Here is an 18,749-nt window from a genome sequence, read left to right as displayed (position 1 = left end):
AAAAGCGAAACGCCCGCGGTTTCCCGCGGGCGTTTTCTATCTCGCGACCCTCATGGAGGAGGGAACCGGTTCTCCGGCTCTGCCGGACTGAAGCCCGACGGGTTCTCGCACGATAGTTATCGCCCGGCACGGTTAACGCCGACTTAAACTGCTGCGGGGTGCGTCCTGCTGCCGCGCGTTCTCCGGCAGCGTCTTCGCGCCGAAGCCAGGCGCCACGGTCAAAACAGGCGGTCTGCCGCTATCGGTCTTGACTCAATTTTCACAAATTGCAGCGAAGTCCGTTACATCAGAACACCCTTAGCCGGGTGCTCCAGTGGGGATGTTGCTTTGACCTCAGTGTTTACAAATCTGTCCGCGGTGACCGCATTGAAGCAGCTCAGGACTGCGCAGGACGTCGGCGACGACGTGCGGGCACAGATCTCGACAGGCCTCAAGGTTCGCTCGGCAGACGACAACCCTGCCTATTTCCTCGTCGCTAACACGACACGCGGTGACATCTCCGTCCTGAAAGGTCTTCGGGACAATCTCAGTGTCACAGAAGGTGCGATCAATGCGGCCCAGGCCGGGATCCGGCAGCTCAACGAGCTGACTCTGCAGCTCGCCGACATGGTGCCGGTTGCCCAGAACGGCGTCGCCATCGAGCAGCTCAACGTCACCTTCAACGAGATCATCGAACAGGCGATCGACACGATCGACGCCGCTGGATTCCAAGGCCGGAACCTTCTGGCCGATAGCGGTATCGAAACGTCCGTCATCGGGCTCAACCGCGAAGGCTCGCAGTTTCGCTTCCAGACGCTGGGGGTCGCAGGTGGCGACTTCAAGCGCAAGCAGTTCAACAATGCGACTGTCGAGACTGCGAATTACTTCGTTCTGCGTGCCAACAACTTCTCGGGGCGCGCCGATGCGGGGACAGCGACATGGTCGGATTCGGCGACAGCGCCCGGCTTCATGGAGTGGGTCGACCTTCCGGGCCCGAACATCATCAACCGGACACCCGCGGAGGTCCTCGCAAGCTCGCCACGGCTTGACTACCGTGTACAGATTACCAATCCCGGCAGATACTACATCAACGTTCGCGGGATGGGCTATAATGGCACGTCGGACAGTATTCATGTGGGTTTCAACGGCACGGTGCTGACCGGAAATGGCGGGGTCGACCTGCCTACGGGTGGCCCCGGATGGGGCACGCGGGAAACCGGTACCGGCAACCGCGTCTTCATCGACATTCCAACCCCTGGTCTTTACACGATCAATATCTGGGGTCGTGAGGACGGCGCACGGATCGAGGGGATCGAGTTCACCGATGACCCTTCGATCCCGTCCGGAGCCACCCCCCTGCCCCCGGTGACCGCCATAGGCGGATCGGACCTTCCGTTCTTTACCGATCCCGTCGAAGGGGAGCGCCGCCGCGCCGAAGCAGGTTTCATGGAGCTCCTGAAGCTCGTGAACCCCGAGGCCATGCGCCTTGCGCCTGAGTCAGCCATGCTCGTTCTCGACTCCGCCCGCGCGAAGCTCAACCGATATGGCGCCCAGCTCGGCGCCTATGAAAAGCAGATTGACCGTCAGCGGAGCTATCTCGATGGCCTGACCGGCGATCTCGAAGGGGCCGTGGCCGACCTCGTCGAAGCGGATCTCGCCGAAGCATCAAGCCGCCTGCAAGCAGCGCAAGTGCAGGAGCAGCTCGCGACCCAGAGCCTCGTCAGCGCCAACAGCCGCTCTTCGCTGGTTCTCAGCCTCTTCCGGTAATCCGTCCTCAGACGTTATGCACGGCCCGCACAAGCGGTCCGAGCGGACTGTCGCCCAAGAAGCGCACTTGCGTCTCCGCACTGACCTTGTTGATCGCTTCCTGGGGGATGAAAGCCGGATGCACCGGACGCCTGAGCGGGCGCTCACCTGCCGGCATCGCGATAATTTCGGCAATCGCGCGCGGCACGTCCATCGGATCGGTGGGCCGCTCGCGCGCGCCGGACGCCTGCACCACGGTCAGGAGATCGGCATAGGGTGCCTGAAGCTCCTCAGGCGTCCGTGCCAAGAGGCGCTCAGTCTGGCGGCTCGCATTCTCCCAGATCTTCGTGGGATACCCGCCCGGCTCGATGATCGTCACCTCGATACCGTGGGGCACAAGTTCATAGGCCATCTGCTCGCTCATGGCTTCGAGAGCGAACTTCGTGGGCGAGTATTGCCCGTAGGCAGGCGCGATCACCCGGCCAAGCTGGGATGAGACCTGAAAGATCTGCCCGCTACCCTGCGCCCGCATCGCCGGCAGCACCGCCCGCGCCATGCGGTGGGGACCATAGACATTCGTGTCGAAGAGCAGAGTCGTCTGCTCCATGTCCTGCATCTCGATCGCCCCGGCGTTCGAGATGCCCGCGTTGTTGACGAGGACGTCGAGCCTGCCTTCGTTCATCCCGAGGGCTTTCTTGACCCCTGCGTCGACCTGCGCGTCATCGGTGACATCAATCTCGATCACGTGAAGGTCGTACCCCTCGTCAGAGGCTAGCTGGCGCAGCTCTTCCGCCTCTGGCCGAGGGATGTTGCGCATGGTTGCAAAGACCTTCGCTCCCAGCCGGGCGTAGTGCTCCGCCCCCAGGCGGCCAAAGCCCGACGAGGTCCCGGTGATGAGGATCGACTTGCCGGAGAGGTCGGGACCCGTCTGCGTCGACTGGGAAGCGAAGGCACCGGTCCCGGCCAAACCGGCAGCAAGGGCGGTTCCAGCCAGCATCTGGCGGCGATCGAGGGGCATGGACATGGCGTGTCTCCAGACTTTTCAAGATTCCTAGCTGCCAGCGCGCGATCGCGCGACATGGTTTCTCAGCAAGTAACCATAAGGAAAAGTCCCACCATATATCATTTTATATGGTAAAGTTTATTTAAGCATAACGAACTGTTCCCATACTTGCCGCACTTTTTTTGATCCGCCTTTTCATAAGATACGATCTATTAGGATTTTTGACTGATGTTCGACAGTGCGCTGAGGCGCATAGGTAAGGGAATATGGGTATGTCAGCGCTTGTCAGTGATATCTCGGCGAAGTCCGCGCTCTTTGCGCTCCGCCGCTCCAAGGGTCAGGATATCCAGCCTTTCGGGGCTGTGGTCGGTGGCTCGTTCAAGAACAACAGCATCTCGGCCTCGTCGAGCTTCTTCTCGATCTCGAGTGCGGTGAAGAGCGAAAGCATGATCTTCCGCACGCTGGGCGAAAGCCTTGGCAAGGCTAACGCTTCGATCGCCGCCGCCAAAGTGGGCACGGACTCCCTCGGCAGCGTCCTTGATCGCGTCGACAGCGTAATCGGTGCCGTCGAAGCCGGTGCTCCGGGCACGGCCTTCTCCGGCCAGCTCGACAGCCTCGAGCGCGACACCGCCAAGATCGTCGCAGCAGCGGGCTTCGGTGGCACGAACCTTCTCAAAGAAGGCGAGACCCTGACGGTAACGCTCGGCTTTGATGCAAATGGTGGCAAGTTCGACTTCCGCCAGCTGAATTTCGAAGCCGTTGGTCTGTCCCCGACCGAGGCTGCAACGAAAACCGAGACGGTTTCTCAGACAATCACTGAAGTCGTCTCTACACCGATCACCCGTGAGGAGCGTCTCACCGCGCGGATCGAGAAGCTGGTCGAACGCCAGGTTCGTTTGGAGAACCGCGAAGAGCGGATCTCCTCGCGCCTCGAAAAGCTCACGGCTCGCGAGGAGCGCCTGACGAGCCGGCTCGAGCGCCTCGACCGGATCGAGGAGCGGATCACCGACCGCCTTGTGGATAGCGGCGCTCGCCCGACCGATGCCAAAGACCAGAAAGAGCTGGCGAAAGCCCTGGACACTCGTAGCAAGGCCAAGGAACTTGCTGCGAAGGGCAACACCAAAGCTGCTCAGAAGGCTTTTGATCGTGCCGAGAAGGAGGCCCAGAAAGCTGGCCTCACCATCTCGCTCGACAAACTCGAACGTCTCGAGAAGCGCCTGGACCGCGTCGAGGTCCGCGAGCAGCGGATCACGAGCCGCTTGGAACGTATCCAGGAACGCGAAACCTTCCTGACCGAACGTCTTGAACTTGTTCAAGAACGCCAGGAGGTAATCGGTGAGCGGATCGAAAAAATCACTGAGCGCCTTGAGACGCTGACCGAAGAGCAGCTCAACGCCGTCGTGGGCTACACCACGGAGACCTTGGAACGCGTTGTCGATGTCGAAGTCGTCTCCGAAGAAGCCAAGCTCAAGAGCGGTGGTTTCACCGACCTTCTCGAAAAGGTTGGCATTGCCCTTGCCCAGGGTGACACAGAGACTGCGAAAGCCCTGACCAACGAGGCCCGTGCACGGATCGACCGGGTCAACACCCAGCTTGACAACTTCAGCGCCACCCTCGCTCGTCGCGGTAACTTTTTCGATGACCTGACCGAGCGTCTTGACAGCTCAATCCGTACCAAGATCGACGAAAATCTTGACGACGATTCCGCCGCCCGCGCCGCTGCGCTGGCCCTGTCGCGGATTGAAAAGATCAACCGCGTCTTTTCCGGCGAGGAAGCTCGCCCGGGCATTCTCGAGCTCTTCAACGGCAAGAAGAGCGCACCCGTTCAAGAGCCCGTGGCGACCGAAGCCGAAGAGGCTGACGACGAATAACGCACCAGGGAAAGCCTTTCGCTTTCCCCCTTGCTCCGTCCACTCTCTCCCGCACGAAGTGCAAGTGGAGCGCACAAAGAAAAAGCCCGGGCTTCGGCCCGGGCTTTCTCGTTTTTTCGCTTGGTCCGTGATCAGAACGCTTCGGCGTCAAGATCCATCATCGAACTTGTGCCGGTCTTGACCTTGGCAAGATGCATTGCACCTTCGACGATGACCCGATCGAAGAAGTACTTCGCTGTGATCAGCTTGTTCTTGTAGAACGGGTCGCTGTCTTCGGCGTGCGCCAGCGCTTCCTTCGTCATCATCACCCACATGTAGCCGAGAGCGACAATACCGAAGAGGTGCAGGTAGTCCGTGGACGCAGCGGCGGCTTGCTCGAAGTCCTGCATGGCATTCATTCCGAGCCACTGTGTCGCCTCGGTCAGCTCGCCCTTCGCGGTAAGGAGCTTCTCGATATAGGCGTCGAGCTCGTCGTTCTGGCCTTTGTTCTCAGCACACCAATCATCAATTTCCTTGAAGAAGGTCTGCCAGTAGCGGCCGCCTTCGGCCATCAGCTTCCGACCGACGAGGTCAAGGGCCTGAATGCCGTTGGTGCCTTCATAGATGAGAGCGATACGGACATCACGAACAAACTGGGACATGCCCCACTCTTCGCAATAGCCAGAGCCACCGAAGACCTGCAGGGAGTCGTTCGTACCCTTGAACCCTTTTTCCGTCAGGTAAGCTTTGATGACCGGCGTCAGCAGCGCCATGTAGTCCTTCGCACGCTGACGTTCCTCGTCGTTCGGGGACTTGTGGCTCAGGTCCTCATGGAGCGCGGCCCAGAAGGTCAGGGCACGAGCACCTTCGACGAAAGCGCGTGTGTCCATCAGCATGCGGCGAACGTCTGGGTGGACGATGATCGGGTCCGCAGGCTTGTCGGGTGCCTTGACCCCGGAGACCGAGCGCGACTGGAGCCGTTCACGGGCAAAGTTCGCAGCATTCTGCATGGCGACCTCCGCAGCCGCATAGCCCTGCATGCCGACGCCAAGACGTGCCTCGTTCATCATGATGAACATCGCGCGCATGCCTTTGTTTTCCTCTCCGACGAGGAAACCGGTCGCTTCGTCATAATTCATGACGCAGGTGGCGTTGCCGTGGATGCCCATCTTCTCTTCCAGGCCACCGCAGCTCACATTGTTCCGTTCACCGAGCGATCCGTCATCGTTGACCATGAACTTCGGCACGATGAAGAGCGAGATCCCCTTGATGCCCTCCGGCGCGCCTTCGATACGCGCAAGCACGAGGTGGATGATGTTCTCCGACATGTCGTGCTCACCGGCCGAGATCCAGATCTTCTGGCCACTGATCTTGTAGGTGCCGTCCTCTTGCGGGACCGCCTTGGTGCGGATGAGGCCGAGATCCGTGCCACATTGCGGCTCGGTCAGGTTCATCGTCCCGGTCCACTCGCCGGAGGTCAGCTTCGGCAGGTATTTCTGTTTTTGCTCATCCGATGCGGCGGCGTGGATGGCACGCCATGCACCGGCGGAGAGTCCCGGATACATCGCCCACGCCTGGTTGGCCGAAGAGCTCATCTCGTTGACCGCATAGGCCAGCGTCACCGGCAGGCCAGAGCCGCCATATTCGGGATCCATGGCAAGCGCGCCGAAGCCTGCTTCACGGAACTGTTCATAGGCTTCCTTGAAGCCCGTCGGCGTCGTCACGGAGCCATCATCATTGCGCCGCGCGCCTTCGATGTCGCCCACACGGTTGAGCGGCGCGAGCACGTCGCGGTGCCATTTGCCGGCCTCTTCCAGGATGGCGTCGATGGTGTCCCTGTCCGCATCGGCGAAGCCGGGGAGGTTCGAATAGTTCTGCAGTTTGAGCACGTCGTGCAGCAGGAACTGCATGTCGCGGATAGGTGCCTCGTAGACGGGCATATCGGTCCTCCAATGGGCGCCGCAGTGCTAAGCTTGGCGCCGTTTTCACAAGTTGCCCTGCTCCTATCCCGCCTGAGGCCGGAAGGCAAAGACGCTTAGCGTCGCAAAATATTGCAGGAGCGTGCTGCATGCTGCGCACGCCTTGGTTGAATCGGCTACATCTTCTTAGGAGTTTGTTAAGCAGGCATCTTCACCAAGGGTTGAAATCAGCTTAACGCCGTAAACATCGGGAAACTTATCTAGCCGTGGCAGGGCGTTGGCTGTTTCGCCCCCGCAAACCGAAAAGGGTCGCATGAGCGCGAAGTCCAATGTCCCCTGGAGCGTCAAAGGCATCGACCCCGATGCCCGCTCGGTGGCGAAGGAGCTGGCGCGCAAGCGTGGCCAGACCCTGGGCGAGTTCATCACCGAGATGATCCGTGAAAAGGGCATCGACGCCACGGGCACGGAATCGGATGCCGGTCACGCCGGCTCAGAAAAAGTAGTCTCGGGAGTCACCACGGACCAGCTGCGTGCCGTCGTCGATACGCTCAACCGTCTCAATGAGCGGCTGAAGGCTGCGGAAAAATCTCTCCGCACCAGCGAGGTTACTTCCCGTGAGGCGATGGGCGGCCTGAACAAGGGCCTCGAGACCGTCTTCGAGCGCGTGAAGCGCCTTGAGAAAGAAGCAAAAGGCCTGTCGGACGCTGAGGGGATAGCCGAACGTCTCGATCGTCTTGAAGGCGCGGCGGAGAAAAACTCCTGGGTCAAAAGTCTCGTCGCCCTCGAAAAGGCTCTCTCGACCCTCGTCGAGCAGGTCGAAAGCTCCCGCGAGGATACGGAAAAGCGTCTTGCTCGCAATGAAGGACTGATCGAGGAACTCCAGTCCCGTCTCTCGGCTGAAGATGAAGCTCTGCGCGGCGAGATCAACCAGTTGCTCGAAGCCATCGATCGGACCACCGACCGGCTCACGGAAACCGACGCCCAGGTCCAGGCGGCCCTCGATGCCGCCCGCGAGGCTGCCGAGTCCCGCGACGAGAGCTTCATCGAACGCACGAGCCAGCGCCTCCAGCTCCTTGGCAGCGAGATCAAGCGCACATCGGACCAGATCCGCACCCTGGAAAGTTCGGTGAGCCAGCTTTCCAAGAAAATCGAGGCTGGCGAGGAGCGCAGCGCTGAGGGTATCAGCCGCGTGGCGCAGTCCCTCGAAACCCTCCGCAGGGAGATGGAAGACCACAGCCTCGTCTCCGGCGAGGATGCACCGGTCAAGCGTATCAAGACCGCCGCCGAAGAAGCAGACTGCCGCTTTGGCCAACTCAAGGGCGCTTTCGATGCCGTGGTCGACCGCCTCGAGGGTCGGTCCACCGAGACCACGGCCAGCGTTCCCTTCGCTGCACCCCCCTTGCCTCAAGAGGCTTATGTCGATGACTTCACCAAGGGGAACGACACGCCGGACCCGGAGGATGAGTTCGACCGCGTCTTCGACGATCCGCTGAATTTCACGGCCAAGCCGCGGTCCCCGGAAGCGGTCACGGTCGTGCCCGAGCCCGCTCCAGACGACGGGCTGCGCGATCCGCTCGACCTCGGGGTCCCCGGCTATCCGAACACGTCACCCGGCGACGAACCCGCCCCCGTTGCGACAGCTCCCGCGACCCCTGCGTTCACGGAGGGTTTCTCGCTTCGTGACGAACCGGCGCAAGCACAGCCCGATCCGGTCGAACCTGCCCCGACCGAGCCGGAGGTAGGGCGTGAAGCCTATCACCGTCCCACCTACGACGCGCCTGACGAGTGGCATGTCCCGTCCTCGCTTGACAATCCGTTCACTGAGGAAAGCCAGCGGCAAACAACCGCCTTTGCCGACGATAATTACTTCTCAGAACCGGAGACATGGACCGAACGCCTCTCTGCCTTCCTTCGCCGGATGGTGGCCGAACCGGTCGAAAACAATTCGGCACTCGGATGGATCCTGATTGCGGTGTGCATGGTGGCTATCGGCATCACGGCCATCCGGCTCAGCACCCCGTCGGACAACACCCCGGTGATTGTCGATCCACTGCCCGCAGAAGCGCGCGCGCTACCTGCGACGGAGCCGGCACCCGCCGAAGAGGATCCTGACGCGCTCTTTGCGGAGGCTAAGAAGCTTCTTGCCACCGCCGCGACTCCCGAGGAAACGTCGGCCGCCATCGCCCTGATGACCGAGGCCGCGGAAGCAGGCTCTGTCGTCGCGATGCACGAACTCGGTGAACTCTATCTCGCGGGTGACGGGGTGCCCCAGAACGGCGTTCTCGCCCGTGACTGGTTCGAAGAGGCCGCACGCCGCGGGCATATCCGCGCCGTGCATCGGGTCGCTTATCTCGACATTCAGGGCATAGGCGGACCCGTGGACACCAACCGCGCGATCCTCGGCTTCACGCGCTCGGCGAATGCAGGGCTTGCAGCATCCATGTACAATCTCGGGTCGATCTATGACCCGAGAAATCCCTACCTCCCCGAGGACAGGCGGGATGCAGCAGAGGCACTCTACTGGTACCGCCTTGCCGCGAGGCAGGGTGACACCCGAGCTGCGGAACAGGCAGCAGAGATCGAAGGACGCCTCAGCCCGACGGAACTTGCCGCGGTTCGCGCCCGTCTCGACGCCTGGCGCCGCCAGCCGCTGTAAAAATCGGGCCTTTGAAAGCCGCTTTGCCCTTCCCAGCGCCGGATAATCGGGGCAGAGGTGGAGCTCCGTTAATTTCCGGGTGGATCGCCATGGCGATGATCGCTGTCGTCGGAGCTGCAAGCTACGAGGGCCGGCAGATGCTGCTGTCCCTTTCCGATCGAGGCTTGCCCTATGTCGGTTTCGCGGACCACGGAAGCGACGTGGACGCGAAGATCGAGCACGTCGACCTCACCGATGCGAAGGCGCTCCGCGCTGCTTTTGACCGTCGCGACGTGACTGACGTCATCCACCTGCCCGAGCGCGGCACAGTGGCAAAATCGCTCAAAGATCCCCTGGACGCGTTCGAGCGGACGCTCTGCCCGCTCATGGCCTGTCTCCGCGCCGCGGCGGAAGGAACCCCGGAGCGCTTCGTCTTCTCCTCGACAGCATCTGTCTACGGAACGCCTGAGAACATTCCCGTTCCCGAAACGGCTGCCCTCAGGCCGATCTCCCCGCTCGGCGCAGCCACCGCCGCCGCAGAGCGCATGGTTGGCGAAGTCTGCCGCGGACAGAACATGCCTTCGGCCATCCTGCGCTATTTCAATGCGGCGGGCGCCGACCCCGATGGCCGTGCGGGCGAGGCTGACGCGCCGAAACACCTCATCACGGCTGCGGTCCGCATCGCCATAGGCAGGCGCAAGGGGCCGCTCATCATCTACGGCAACGACTACAACACCCCCGACGGCACGCCCATCCGGGATTACGTGCATGTCGCGGACGTCGCCGACGCCCATATCGACGCAGTCGAGTATCTCCGCGGCGGCGGTTCCTCCGTGGTGCTCAATTGCGGCTATGGCGAAGGCGCTTCGGTGCAGGACGTCATCCAATCGGTCGAACGCGTCACCGGCAAGCCTCTCGAGGTGCGGGTCGAGGGGCGGCGCGAAGGCGATCCCGCCCAGCTTATCGCCGACACGGCCTCCATCCGCTCGATCCTTGGCTGGCGTCCGCGCTACAATGATCTCGACCTAATAATCCGTACCGCAATTGACTGGGAAAAGAAGCACGGCACCCATGGTGACGATGCTTCCTGACCTGCGCCGCGTTGCACGCTGGTCCGTTCCCGTGCTCGCCCTTGCGATCGCTTTCCTTTCCCTGACACCGACCGAGCCGAACCCGGAAGGAGGACTGCTCTTCCTGCGCTGGATCGCCGGCCTTTTGCTGGGCGATCCGCAGGCGCAGGACAAGGTCGGCCATTTCGTCGCCTACACCGCGCTGGCTGGTGCGGGTGTTTTTGGCTTTGCCCGCATTCCGGCCCTTCTGCTTGCAGGGGTAGCGGTTGGGTATGGCAGCCTTTTCGAAATACTTCAGTCTTTTGTCCCCGGTCGCGACTCCTCCCTTGCGGACCTTTTCGCCAACACTCTCGGCGTCCTTGCCGGGTGGGGTCTCGCCAGTATCCTCGCGCGCACACCTCTAGGAGCCAGCCGATGAGCCGTCCTCTGATCGTCATACCCGCCCGCTTCGGATCGGAGCGCCTCAAGGGCAAGATGCTGCTCGCCGAGACCGGCAAGCCGCTGGTCCAGCACACATGGGAGGCTTGCAAGAGCGTCGATGGCGTCGACGTCCTCATCGCCACCGACCATACCGACATCGTCGCCGCGGCCGAGGGTTTCGGCGCCGAAGTGGTGATGACCGACCCCGCGCACCCATCCGGCACCGCCCGTGTCGCCGAAGCCGCCAAAGGCCGCGATGCGACAATGGTCATCAACTGCCAGGGCGACGAGCCTGAGGTCGAGCCGGATAACATCCGCAAGCTGATCGAAGGCCACGACGCCGCGATGCGCGAGCCGCGGCAGGCCTTTATCTCCACTCTCGCCTGTCCGTGGCCAGACGACATCGACGCTACCAATCCGAATACGGTGAAAGTAGTCACGACCAACCGCGGCGGCGCGGCGGAAGACGCGCTCTACTTCTCCCGCTCGATCATGCCCTTCCCGCGCACGCGGGAGCATCGCCCGAAAATGCATATCGGCCTCTATGCCTTCCACCCCGACTGCCTCGCGCGGTTCGCGAACATGGAGCCGTCCAGCCTTGCCGTAACGGAAAGCCTGGAGCAGCTCACCGCCCTTGAGGCCGGGGAACGCGTTGCCGTCATCATGGTCGAGCGCGCCTCCCCCGGCATCGACACCGCCGAGGACTATGCCGCTTTCGTCAGCAGGCAGAAGAGTGGATCGTAAGGAACTCGAGACGCCCATCGAGGCGAACCCCGTCGAAGGTTCGCCCGAGGAGGCGCGCATAGCCGTCCGTAAACTGACGGGATTAGTCCGCGTGACTACAGCCTTCGGAGAATCAGTCGAAATCTCGACGTTCGCGATTCATGACACGCACACCGACCTTCACGGGAGGATGCCGCCCTCCACTGTCCCCACGCCTTGATATCGGCGCATTCAGGAAGCTTCGGACTGGCTACGCAGGGCGGGTTGATCGTCACGGCGTTCGCGCATGATCCAGTCGGGACGGCGCACCGGCTTCGAGATGAAGAAGCCCTGCAAGTAGTCTACACCGAGCGCTTTCAGGATGCGGGCGTCGTTCTCGTTGTCGACCCATTCGGCCACGGTCTTCATGCTGAAGTTCCGGGCCAGATCGATCAGCGTCCGCACGAAGAGCTGGTTTTCCTTGCTCTGGGCCAAGCCCGTGATGAACGATCCGTCGATCTTCAGGATATCGATGTCCAACGCCTTGAGGTTCCGGAACGACGTGTAGCCCGCGCCGAAATCGTCCAGCGCGAACTTCGCGCCCAGTGCCTTGATCCGCGCCACGAACTCTTCGGAGGCTTCGATGGCATCGACGATCCGCGTCTCGGTCAGCTCGACCGTCAGACGGTCAGCGACGTGGGCATTGGCACGCAGATGGCCGACATAACCGTCAGCCCACACTGGATCCTTCACGGTCTCCCAGGAAACGTTGACAGCAAGCTCGATGTCCGGCTCCCGCGCCAACGCTGTCGTCGCAAGCTCGAGCACGCGACGGTCGAGAAGGTGGACGAGGCCGAGGCGTTCGGCGGAAGCGATGAAGTTCGGGGCACTGATCTCTTCGCCGTCGGTACTGTCGAGGCGGATCAGGCATTCATACTTGTTCCACGGTGCATCGACGTCAGTGACGATGGGCTGGAAGGCCACCGTCACCCGCCGGTCGTTCAGTGCCGTGAGGATCGTGTCCGACATCTCCGTATCGCGGTGGCGCATGGACACGGGATCGGTCATCTCGCTGAAGACGGACCAGCTCGAAGGGCCAGCCTGACGTGCCTGGTCAAGCGCAGCCTCGGCACGGGCGAGCGCGATGTCCGCCGAACCCATTTCCGCCGTGAGCGGAGCAACACCGAGGCATACTGAAGCTGCGATCGAGCCAGATCGCGTTTTGATGATGTCTGAGCGGACAAGGTTCAGGATCGAAATGGCACGCTCGCGCATCTCCTCGGGCGAACGGCCCGGCGCGATGATGCCGAACTTGGTGCCAGCAACCCGGCCTACCGTGCAGCCTTCGCCGACGCCTTCGCAAAGACGCTCCGCAATCGTTGAAATTACCTGGTCGGCCGCATCGAAGCCGAAGCTCACATTGATCCCGCCGACATTGTCGATTGCGACGAGGAAGAAAGAACTGTCGACTGAATTGTCGATCGCTCGCTGCAGCGCCTCTTTCGTCCGGCCACGGTTGAGCTGGCCGGTCATCTCGTCATGGGCTGCAAGATAGGAAAGCTGGGCTTCGCGTTTCTTCTGGGCATCGATGCGGCGGATGACGCCGACCATGCGCTCACGTCCGCCCAAGCGCATCCATGTTCCGCGCTCTTCGTACCAACGCTGCTCGCTGCCGGTGCCGGCGCAGAACTCGACGCAATAGGAGCGGCGAGCTTCACGCGCGGCGAGGACCTCCGCCTCGCGCGCGGCAGCCTGTTCGGGGCTGACGGAGCCGATCAGGCGCTCGTAGCAGGTATCGCTTGCGGGGCCTTCCATGCCGAGCAGCTCGCCGGCCTGCCGAGGATCCGCCCAAGCGACGGCGCCCGTGTCCGGATCGAACTCGAACATCGCCTGCCCGGCCGCCTCCAAGGCAAAACGGACCGTATCGGGACCAACGGCAAAGAGCGATTTCTCAGACGACATGACTACTTCCTGCGAGATGCCCGGCTGCGCACCGGATAACCCTCGTAGTCGGTCGGAATGAAAAAACGCTGAAGTGTCGGTTTCGCTGAGTTTTAAGCGGCGAAACCTCAGGCGCCGATGCCGCCGCTCACCCCGAGATCGCGCCGTGCAGCCAGGGTGGTGACGATGAACCCGGCCATGAAGTCCATGAAAGTCATCAAGGTCACGAGGAAAAAGGTCGAGGAGCCAAAGTTCGGAACGATCAGGAAACAGGCGAAGCAAGCGACGAAAAGGACCGCCGAAAAGGCGTGGTTGAGAATGGAATCCGTCCCCGTCTTTGTCGCCCGCAAAATTTCAATGAACAGGAGGAACAGCGAGAACATCAAGAAAAGGTCGCCGCCGGAGACACGCCACTGGTCGCCCGAGATCATGGATACGGTGAAGACCGCTTCGCCGGTCCACTCCGATCCGCCAAGGGCGAGTGACATGATGCCGTACACCAGGAGGCTCAGCGTCAGCAGCGGAAACATCGTGAACATAGACAGCCTTGAGGGCTCACGCCCCTCCCCTTTTGAATGAGCGTAGGCCAACGCCGCTACCGGTGCCAGAGGTACGTCGTTCTTGCCCACTCACTCACCATTCTTCGACTCCGCCCGTCGCGCGCGCGCGGGATTGGAGCCACAAAACGCCCAGGACATCACGGATCGCCACCCCCGCTCTCCCCAAATTGGTGTATTTCGACGCCCCTGTCCGGCGCGCCCTGTGTTGCACCGGGGCATACTCTACCACAAACCCCTCGCGGCGCATCAAAATTGGTAGATAACGGTGCATGTGATCGAAGAAGGGCAGCATGAGAAAGGCGTCGCGGCGGAAAACCTTCAATCCGCAGCCGGTGTCTGTGCTGTCATCGCCGAACACGAAGTGCCGAAAGGCCGTTGCCAGCCGTGAGGCCAAGACCCTGGAGCGCCGGTCCTGACGTCCTTCACGCTGGCCGGCCACCATGGCGAGGTTGCTGTCAGCGTCATTGCGGGTCAACTGACGGTAGAGCGCGGGAATGTCGGCGGGAACATTCTGGCCGTCCCCGTCAAGCGTCGCGACCACGTCCGCCCGCGCCGCAAGGACCCCCGTCCGTATCGCGCGGCTTTGGCCGGCATTGTTCACATGCCTGAGAACACGCAGCCGCGGGTGCTCGGCCCTGGCGGCGTCGAGCTCCTCGAGGCTCTGGTCAGTCGAGCCATCGTCCACGGCGAGGATCTCGGCAGGCAGGTCGGCCAGCGCCTCGTCGATCTCGGCTATCAGCGGAGCAATATTGCCGGCCTCGTTCATGAACGGCACGACGACGCTGATCGACGGCTTGCTCGTCATGCGGGGGCGTTGGGATGGCACGTTCAGCTTCCTTGGTTTTCCGGTTCGGAATGAGTTAGCGATTGCGAAAGGATTTTCTTAGGCCTGCGCTGCAAAAAAACGGCTTTGCGTCGCCTTGAGGTCGAGCACTGCCGAGTGTTTTCAACCCTGACGGGCCATATCTGCTTCTCAACACCCAGGATCACTCATGTTTCGCCGAGCACTCTCGATGATTGACCAGCGCCCGGCCGCGACCGCTGTGATGTTGACCTCGGTCTTCGTCATCGCGCGGCTGCTGCACCTCGCGGTCATCGACACCAATCTCGGGGCCGACGAAGCCCAGTACTGGTTCTGGAGCCGGGATCTCGACTGGGGCTACTATTCAAAGCCGCCAATGGTTGCCTGGATGATCCGGCTTTCCACGAGCCTGTTCGGCGAGACCGAGTTCGGGGTCCGGGCGCTATCCCCGATCCTCCTCGGCGGAACGGGCCTCCTTCTCTTTGAGACGGGGCGCCGCCTTTTCGGAGATCGCGCCGGGCTTCAGGCACTCCTGATCTGGTCGATCATGCCCGCCGTCATTTATGGCGGGACGGTCATGGCGACCGACATCCCGATGACCTTCTTCCTGTCGGCCAGCCTGTTACTCCTTGCCCTGACCGCACAGACCACGGGGAAGAAGGCCCTTCTCGCGCTCGCTGCCGGAGCAGCAGCAGGAGCGACATTCCTGTCGAAATACGCAGCGCTCTATCTCTTCATGGGCACTGGTATCGCGCTCCTCGCATCGACGTGGTTCAGGGACGGATTCGGTTGGCGAGAACGAGTCCTCTGGCTCCTCGGCGCAGTCATCGTCGCGGCGCCGAATGTCCTCTGGAATCTCGCCAATGGCCTCCAGACAGTGAAGCACACCGCAGATAATGCGAATTGGAACGGCTCCCTCATCCATCCTGGAGAAATGGTGGAATTCCTTGTGAACCAGCTTGGCGTTCTGGGACCTATCCTTTTCCCTGTGCTGATCTTCGCTATGGTCCGTTTTGGCTTCCGGGACAGAGGCAAGGAAGCCTTCCTTCTGAGCTTTGTGCTTCCGCCCCTCGTGGTGATCTCGGTGCAGGCGCTCCTCTCAAGGGCCCATGCGAACTGGGCCATGGCTGCCTATCCGGCAGCCTGCATCCTGCTGCCCGTGTGGCTTTCGCGCCTCGGCCTCACGCGCTGGGTGCTGATCCCGTCGATCATCATTCACGGCGCTGTCTGGATCTTGATGGCGGTCGTCTCCAGCGATTTCGACCGCGCCGATGCGCTCGGCTTCTCCAACGCCTACAAGCGCACGCGCGCCTGGCCCGAAACGGCACAAGCGATCCTTGTGCGGAGCGAAGGCTATGACGGGTTCATCGTCGATGACCGGGAGATCGCCGCACATCTCGTCTGGGAGCTGAGGAATGCAGGCGTCACCTTCGAAGTCTTCGACCGCGATGGGCGCAGCGACAACACCTATGAATACGTGATGCCCTTCGCACCGAGAGAAGGTGCGCGCCGCCTCCTCGTCACGGAACGCTATGGCGACCCCGGACAGGACTATTCCGCACTCGGAGAGGCTGTTCCGGTAGGATCGATCTTCATCGACCTGCGTGCCACAACAAGGGGAAGGCCCGCCCGGACTCTTGACCTTTACGAAGTCCGTCGCTGATCACGCGTCGAGGAACACTGTCTCCAGCGCATCACCGTCCCAGCGCAGGACGAAGGTGTCGTTGCCGTCCAAGGTCACGATGATCGCGTCCCGCGCGGCTTCTTCCGTATCTGGACAGTCGCCAGCCTCTTCGCAGAGCTCTTCCGCCCTGAGCACGTCCCATTCGACACTGCGCAGGCTATCCGCGCCCAGCGCCTCGACGAAAGTGTCCTTCTGGCTCGAAAGCTCGAGGGCGATTTGCACCCCGGCATCGCTTTCGCGGGCCGTGGCCGTGTCCTCGCTGCCATCGCCGTCAAAATCACCGCTCAATTCGGGAAAGGCGAGCTCTTCCACGGTGGGGAGGCTCTCCTCCTCGACCTCGACGGTCTCGACCTCCATCGGAACCTGGCCGACAGGCTCCTCTTCGCCGTCGTTACCGACAGGCGTCCCGCCCTCTTCGGCGGCCTCCTCTTCAGGAGGCTCTTCAGGCGCGGCCGTGTCCTGCGCGGCCAAGGCCAGCGCTGCGGCCATGCCTAGCAACCCCAGACTCATCGGGCTGCCCTCCCTCGCAATGTTCCCTGAGCGCGAGTTTAACACTTTTCGGCAGTGAAGGGAGCGGGAAGGGCAGAGAAGGGTTAATCGGCCCTTTTGACGTACTCCATCGTCTGGGTGTTCACGACGATCGCCGTGTCGCCTGAAATGTGCGGCGGCACCATCACCCGCAGGCCGTTCTCGAGGATTGCCGGCTTGTAGGAGCTGGACGCCGTCTGCCCTTTCACCGTCGGTTCGGTCTCGGTGATGGTCAGCGTCACGTGCTCTGGAAGCGCGACACCGATAGCGCGCCCCTCATACATCTCGACCTCGACAGCCATGCCGTCCTGAAGGAAGGCGCGCTGCTCGCCGACCAGGTCTTCGGGGATCTGCACCTGCTCGTAGCTCTCGGAATCCATGAAGGTCAGCATGTCGCCCTCGGCGTAGAGGAAGGTGTGTTCCTTCTGCTCAAGGCGCACTCTCTCCACGGTTTCGGAGCTGCGGAAGCGCTCGTTGAGCTTGCGCCTGTCGATCAGGTTCTTGAGCTCGACCTGGGCGTAGGCCGGCCCCTTGCCCGGCTTCACGGCTTCCACCTTCACCGCCCGCCAGAGCGTGTCCTGGTGCTTGATGGTGTTGCCGGGGCGGATTTCATTGCCGTTGATCTTCATCGGAGGTGCCTTCGCTCGGGGGCCTTGCGGCCAGTGTTCGTCTGAGCCGAGCGTGTGGCACCAACGCCGGGGAGCTTCAAGCACCCCGGCGCGCGAGACGCGATCAGTCGTCCCAGCGATCGCGATCGCGGTCCCCAACCTTCTTGCCCGCCACGCGGATGTTCTTGCCGTCGGCGTCGATCTCGCCGGAAACCTTGGCGACGCGGATGCCGCCCGAGCCCATCGAGCGCAGGCGCGCGGACTCAGCCGTGCCGTCGAACTCGAACTCGCCCGAACCGCGCACGGCGGCACGGAGCTGGCGGACCGAACCGCCATCAATTTCGAGATCGCCGGAGCCGTGAATCGAGACCTCGATGTCGCCTCCGGTCACCTGGCCGACTTCAAGATCTCCCGAACCGTGGACGCTGGCTTCAAGACCGCGGCCAACGCGCCCGATCACGAGGTCGCCCGAGCCGTGGACGCTGGCGTCAACCGCGCCGGCGACGCGCTCGACCTCGATGTCGCCCGAGCCGTGCACCGAAGCGTCGAGATCACCGGCGACATTCTTCACCTCGAGATCGCCTGAGCCATGAACATTCACTTCGCCCGAGCCGATATTTCCTGCGATCAGGTCGCCCGAGCCATGCACACCGGCATCGAGCTCGCCAGCGACGTTCCCGACTTCCATGTAGCCGCTGCCATGAACGCCGAGATGGCCGCTTTCGATGTCGCCGAGCTTGACCAGCAGGTGGACGTTCTCATTGATCTCCACATCACCAGCGTCACCTTCGGCTATCAGCTTGATGGCGCTATCGCGGATCTCGATATCGGTGCCTGCCGGGGCTGAGATGATCAGCTTCGGACGGTCCTCGAGCAGTTTGTCGAAGGCAGGGTCTTCGTCCCGCGCGCGTCGGCCTCGCCAGTCGCCGCGCTCCTTGCGGTACGCACGCCACCAGCGCTGGTGGTCGATTTCGCGATCGCCGCGGATGACGGCAGTGTCGCCGCCGCTGATCGTCAGCTCGTCGGCATTCGCCCCCGACCTGGCCACGGTGATGGCACCCCCGCCTGAAAGCTCGAGTTCGACGGTGCCGAAAAAGTCCTCGATGACGATGGTGTCCGCGCCCGAAAAGCTCTGGGCGTGGGCGAAGCCCGTGAAGGCGATGGATGCAAGAATTCCGGTCGAAATCATGCGCATGACAGGTGTCCTCCTCCCTTATCGAAAAACGAGATAAGGACGAGGCGCTTCGATTACAACCGTAGTCAGCAGGAAAAAGGCGCCGGGCTGGGCCAGGCACAAAAAAA

General features: G+C 62.2%; 15 protein-coding genes. 7 read left to right on the top strand and 8 right to left on the bottom strand.

Annotated elements, in window-relative coordinates; translation table 11 throughout:
• The first annotated feature begins 336 nt into the window (after positions 1–336).
• Entirely contained in the window at positions 337–1,746 is a 1,410-nt protein-coding gene (locus IE053_RS00315; RefSeq protein ID WP_268249049.1) for a flagellin, read from the top strand.
• A 7-nt stretch (positions 1,747–1,753) separates the two neighbouring features.
• Here the strand turns inward: IE053_RS00315 and IE053_RS00310 are convergent, their stop codons facing one another.
• On the bottom strand, positions 1,754–2,749 hold the full coding sequence (locus IE053_RS00310) for an SDR family oxidoreductase (protein WP_229785991.1): 996 nt from the start codon (positions 2,747–2,749) through the stop codon (positions 1,754–1,756).
• A 251-nt stretch (positions 2,750–3,000) separates the two neighbouring features.
• On the opposite strand from IE053_RS00310, the gene IE053_RS00305 reads away from it, so the two are divergent.
• Positions 3,001–4,599 carry a hypothetical protein gene (locus IE053_RS00305; RefSeq protein WP_189570340.1) on the top strand — a complete coding sequence of 533 codons (1,599 nt, stop codon included), beginning with the start codon at positions 3,001–3,003 and terminating at the stop codon, positions 4,597–4,599.
• A 131-nt stretch (positions 4,600–4,730) separates the two neighbouring features.
• Here IE053_RS00305 and IE053_RS00300 read toward each other — a convergent pair whose 3' ends face one another.
• On the bottom strand, positions 4,731–6,518 hold the full coding sequence (locus tag IE053_RS00300; RefSeq protein WP_189570338.1) for an acyl-CoA dehydrogenase C-terminal domain-containing protein: 1,788 nt from the start codon (positions 6,516–6,518) through the stop codon (positions 4,731–4,733).
• 292 nt (positions 6,519–6,810) lie between these two features.
• On the opposite strand from IE053_RS00300, the gene IE053_RS00295 reads away from it, so the two are divergent.
• The 4 genes from IE053_RS00295 to kdsB all read left to right on the top strand — a co-directional run bounded on the left by IE053_RS00295 (position 6,811) and on the right by kdsB (position 11,366).
• Positions 6,811–9,153, top strand: a complete 2,343-nt coding sequence (locus tag IE053_RS00295) for a tetratricopeptide repeat protein (RefSeq protein WP_189570336.1) — start codon at positions 6,811–6,813, stop codon at positions 9,151–9,153.
• Between the two features lie 89 nt (positions 9,154–9,242).
• A complete protein-coding gene (galE, locus tag IE053_RS00290) occupies positions 9,243–10,223 on the top strand; it encodes a UDP-glucose 4-epimerase GalE (protein ID WP_189570334.1) in 981 nt (326 codons plus the stop codon).
• Positions 10,204–10,620 carry a VanZ family protein gene (locus IE053_RS00285; RefSeq protein ID WP_189570332.1) on the top strand — a complete coding sequence of 139 codons (417 nt, stop codon included), beginning with the start codon at positions 10,204–10,206 and terminating at the stop codon, positions 10,618–10,620. The genes galE and IE053_RS00285 overlap by 20 nt, the downstream gene beginning before the upstream one ends.
• Positions 10,617–11,366, top strand: coding sequence for a 3-deoxy-manno-octulosonate cytidylyltransferase (kdsB, locus tag IE053_RS00280; protein WP_189570330.1), 750 nt, complete (start codon positions 10,617–10,619; stop codon positions 11,364–11,366). Before IE053_RS00285 ends, kdsB begins: the two co-directional genes overlap by 4 nt.
• 210 nt (positions 11,367–11,576) lie before the next feature.
• Here kdsB and IE053_RS00275 read toward each other — a convergent pair whose 3' ends face one another.
• From IE053_RS00275 to IE053_RS00265, 3 genes are all read right to left on the bottom strand, one after another.
• A complete protein-coding gene (locus IE053_RS00275; protein ID WP_189570328.1) occupies positions 11,577–13,286 on the bottom strand; it encodes a GGDEF domain-containing phosphodiesterase in 1,710 nt (569 codons plus the stop codon).
• 107 nt (positions 13,287–13,393) lie between these two features.
• Positions 13,394–13,804, bottom strand: coding sequence for a hypothetical protein (locus tag IE053_RS00270; protein ID WP_189570326.1), 411 nt, complete (start codon positions 13,802–13,804; stop codon positions 13,394–13,396).
• 94 nt (positions 13,805–13,898) lie between these two features.
• Complete coding sequence (locus IE053_RS00265; protein WP_189570324.1) at positions 13,899–14,630, bottom strand: glycosyltransferase family 2 protein; 732 nt, start codon at positions 14,628–14,630, stop codon at positions 13,899–13,901.
• Between the two features lie 187 nt (positions 14,631–14,817).
• Between IE053_RS00265 and IE053_RS00260 the strand changes: the two genes are divergently transcribed.
• Positions 14,818–16,290, top strand: coding sequence for an ArnT family glycosyltransferase (locus IE053_RS00260; protein WP_189570323.1), 1,473 nt, complete (start codon positions 14,818–14,820; stop codon positions 16,288–16,290).
• Here the strand turns inward: IE053_RS00260 and IE053_RS00255 are convergent, their stop codons facing one another.
• The 3 genes from IE053_RS00255 to IE053_RS00245 all read right to left on the bottom strand — a co-directional run bounded on the left by IE053_RS00255 (position 16,291) and on the right by IE053_RS00245 (position 18,642).
• Complete coding sequence (locus IE053_RS00255) at positions 16,291–16,821, bottom strand: hypothetical protein (RefSeq protein WP_189570321.1); 531 nt, start codon at positions 16,819–16,821, stop codon at positions 16,291–16,293.
• Between the two features lie 83 nt (positions 16,822–16,904).
• The gene (gene efp / locus IE053_RS00250) at positions 16,905–17,468 is read right to left on the bottom strand and encodes an elongation factor P (protein WP_189570319.1); all 564 of its coding nucleotides are present in this window, start codon (positions 17,466–17,468) and stop codon (positions 16,905–16,907) included.
• Between the two features lie 103 nt (positions 17,469–17,571).
• Complete coding sequence (locus IE053_RS00245; RefSeq protein WP_189570317.1) at positions 17,572–18,642, bottom strand: GIN domain-containing protein; 1,071 nt, start codon at positions 18,640–18,642, stop codon at positions 17,572–17,574.
• Positions 18,643–18,749 lie beyond the last annotated feature (107 nt).

The sequence above is a fragment of the Parvularcula lutaonensis genome (assembly GCF_014651915.1).
Taxonomy (GTDB): domain Bacteria; phylum Pseudomonadota; class Alphaproteobacteria; order Caulobacterales; family Parvularculaceae; genus Parvularcula; species Parvularcula lutaonensis.
The sequence above is the reverse complement of the archived record's forward strand: the minus strand, read 5'-3'. Positions and strand labels throughout refer to the sequence as shown.

Bases quoted from the DNA above. Each gene is read 5' to 3' on its own strand.
- IE053_RS00310 (WP_229785991.1), bottom strand. From the start codon at position 2,749: ATGTCCATGCCCCTCGATCGCCGCCAGATGCTGGCTGGAACCGCCCTT.
- IE053_RS00305 (WP_189570340.1), top strand. From the start codon at position 3,001: ATGTCAGCGCTTGTCAGTGATATCTCGGCGAAGTCCGCGCTCTTTGCG.
- IE053_RS00300 (WP_189570338.1), bottom strand. From the start codon at position 6,518: ATGCCCGTCTACGAGGCACCTATCCGCGACATGCAGTTCCTGCTGCAC.
- IE053_RS00295 (WP_189570336.1), top strand. From the start codon at position 6,811: ATGAGCGCGAAGTCCAATGTCCCCTGGAGCGTCAAAGGCATCGACCCC.
- galE (WP_189570334.1), top strand. From the start codon at position 9,243: ATGGCGATGATCGCTGTCGTCGGAGCTGCAAGCTACGAGGGCCGGCAG.
- IE053_RS00285 (WP_189570332.1), top strand. From the start codon at position 10,204: ATGGTGACGATGCTTCCTGACCTGCGCCGCGTTGCACGCTGGTCCGTT.
- kdsB (WP_189570330.1), top strand. From the start codon at position 10,617: ATGAGCCGTCCTCTGATCGTCATACCCGCCCGCTTCGGATCGGAGCGC.
- IE053_RS00275 (WP_189570328.1), bottom strand. From the start codon at position 13,286: ATGTCGTCTGAGAAATCGCTCTTTGCCGTTGGTCCCGATACGGTCCGT.
- IE053_RS00270 (WP_189570326.1), bottom strand. From the start codon at position 13,804: ATGTTCACGATGTTTCCGCTGCTGACGCTGAGCCTCCTGGTGTACGGC.
- IE053_RS00265 (WP_189570324.1), bottom strand. From the start codon at position 14,630: ATGACGAGCAAGCCGTCGATCAGCGTCGTCGTGCCGTTCATGAACGAG.
- IE053_RS00260 (WP_189570323.1), top strand. From the start codon at position 14,818: ATGTTTCGCCGAGCACTCTCGATGATTGACCAGCGCCCGGCCGCGACC.
- IE053_RS00255 (WP_189570321.1), bottom strand. From the start codon at position 16,821: ATGAGTCTGGGGTTGCTAGGCATGGCCGCAGCGCTGGCCTTGGCCGCG.
- efp (WP_189570319.1), bottom strand. From the start codon at position 17,468: ATGAAGATCAACGGCAATGAAATCCGCCCCGGCAACACCATCAAGCAC.
- IE053_RS00245 (WP_189570317.1), bottom strand. From the start codon at position 18,642: ATGCGCATGATTTCGACCGGAATTCTTGCATCCATCGCCTTCACGGGC.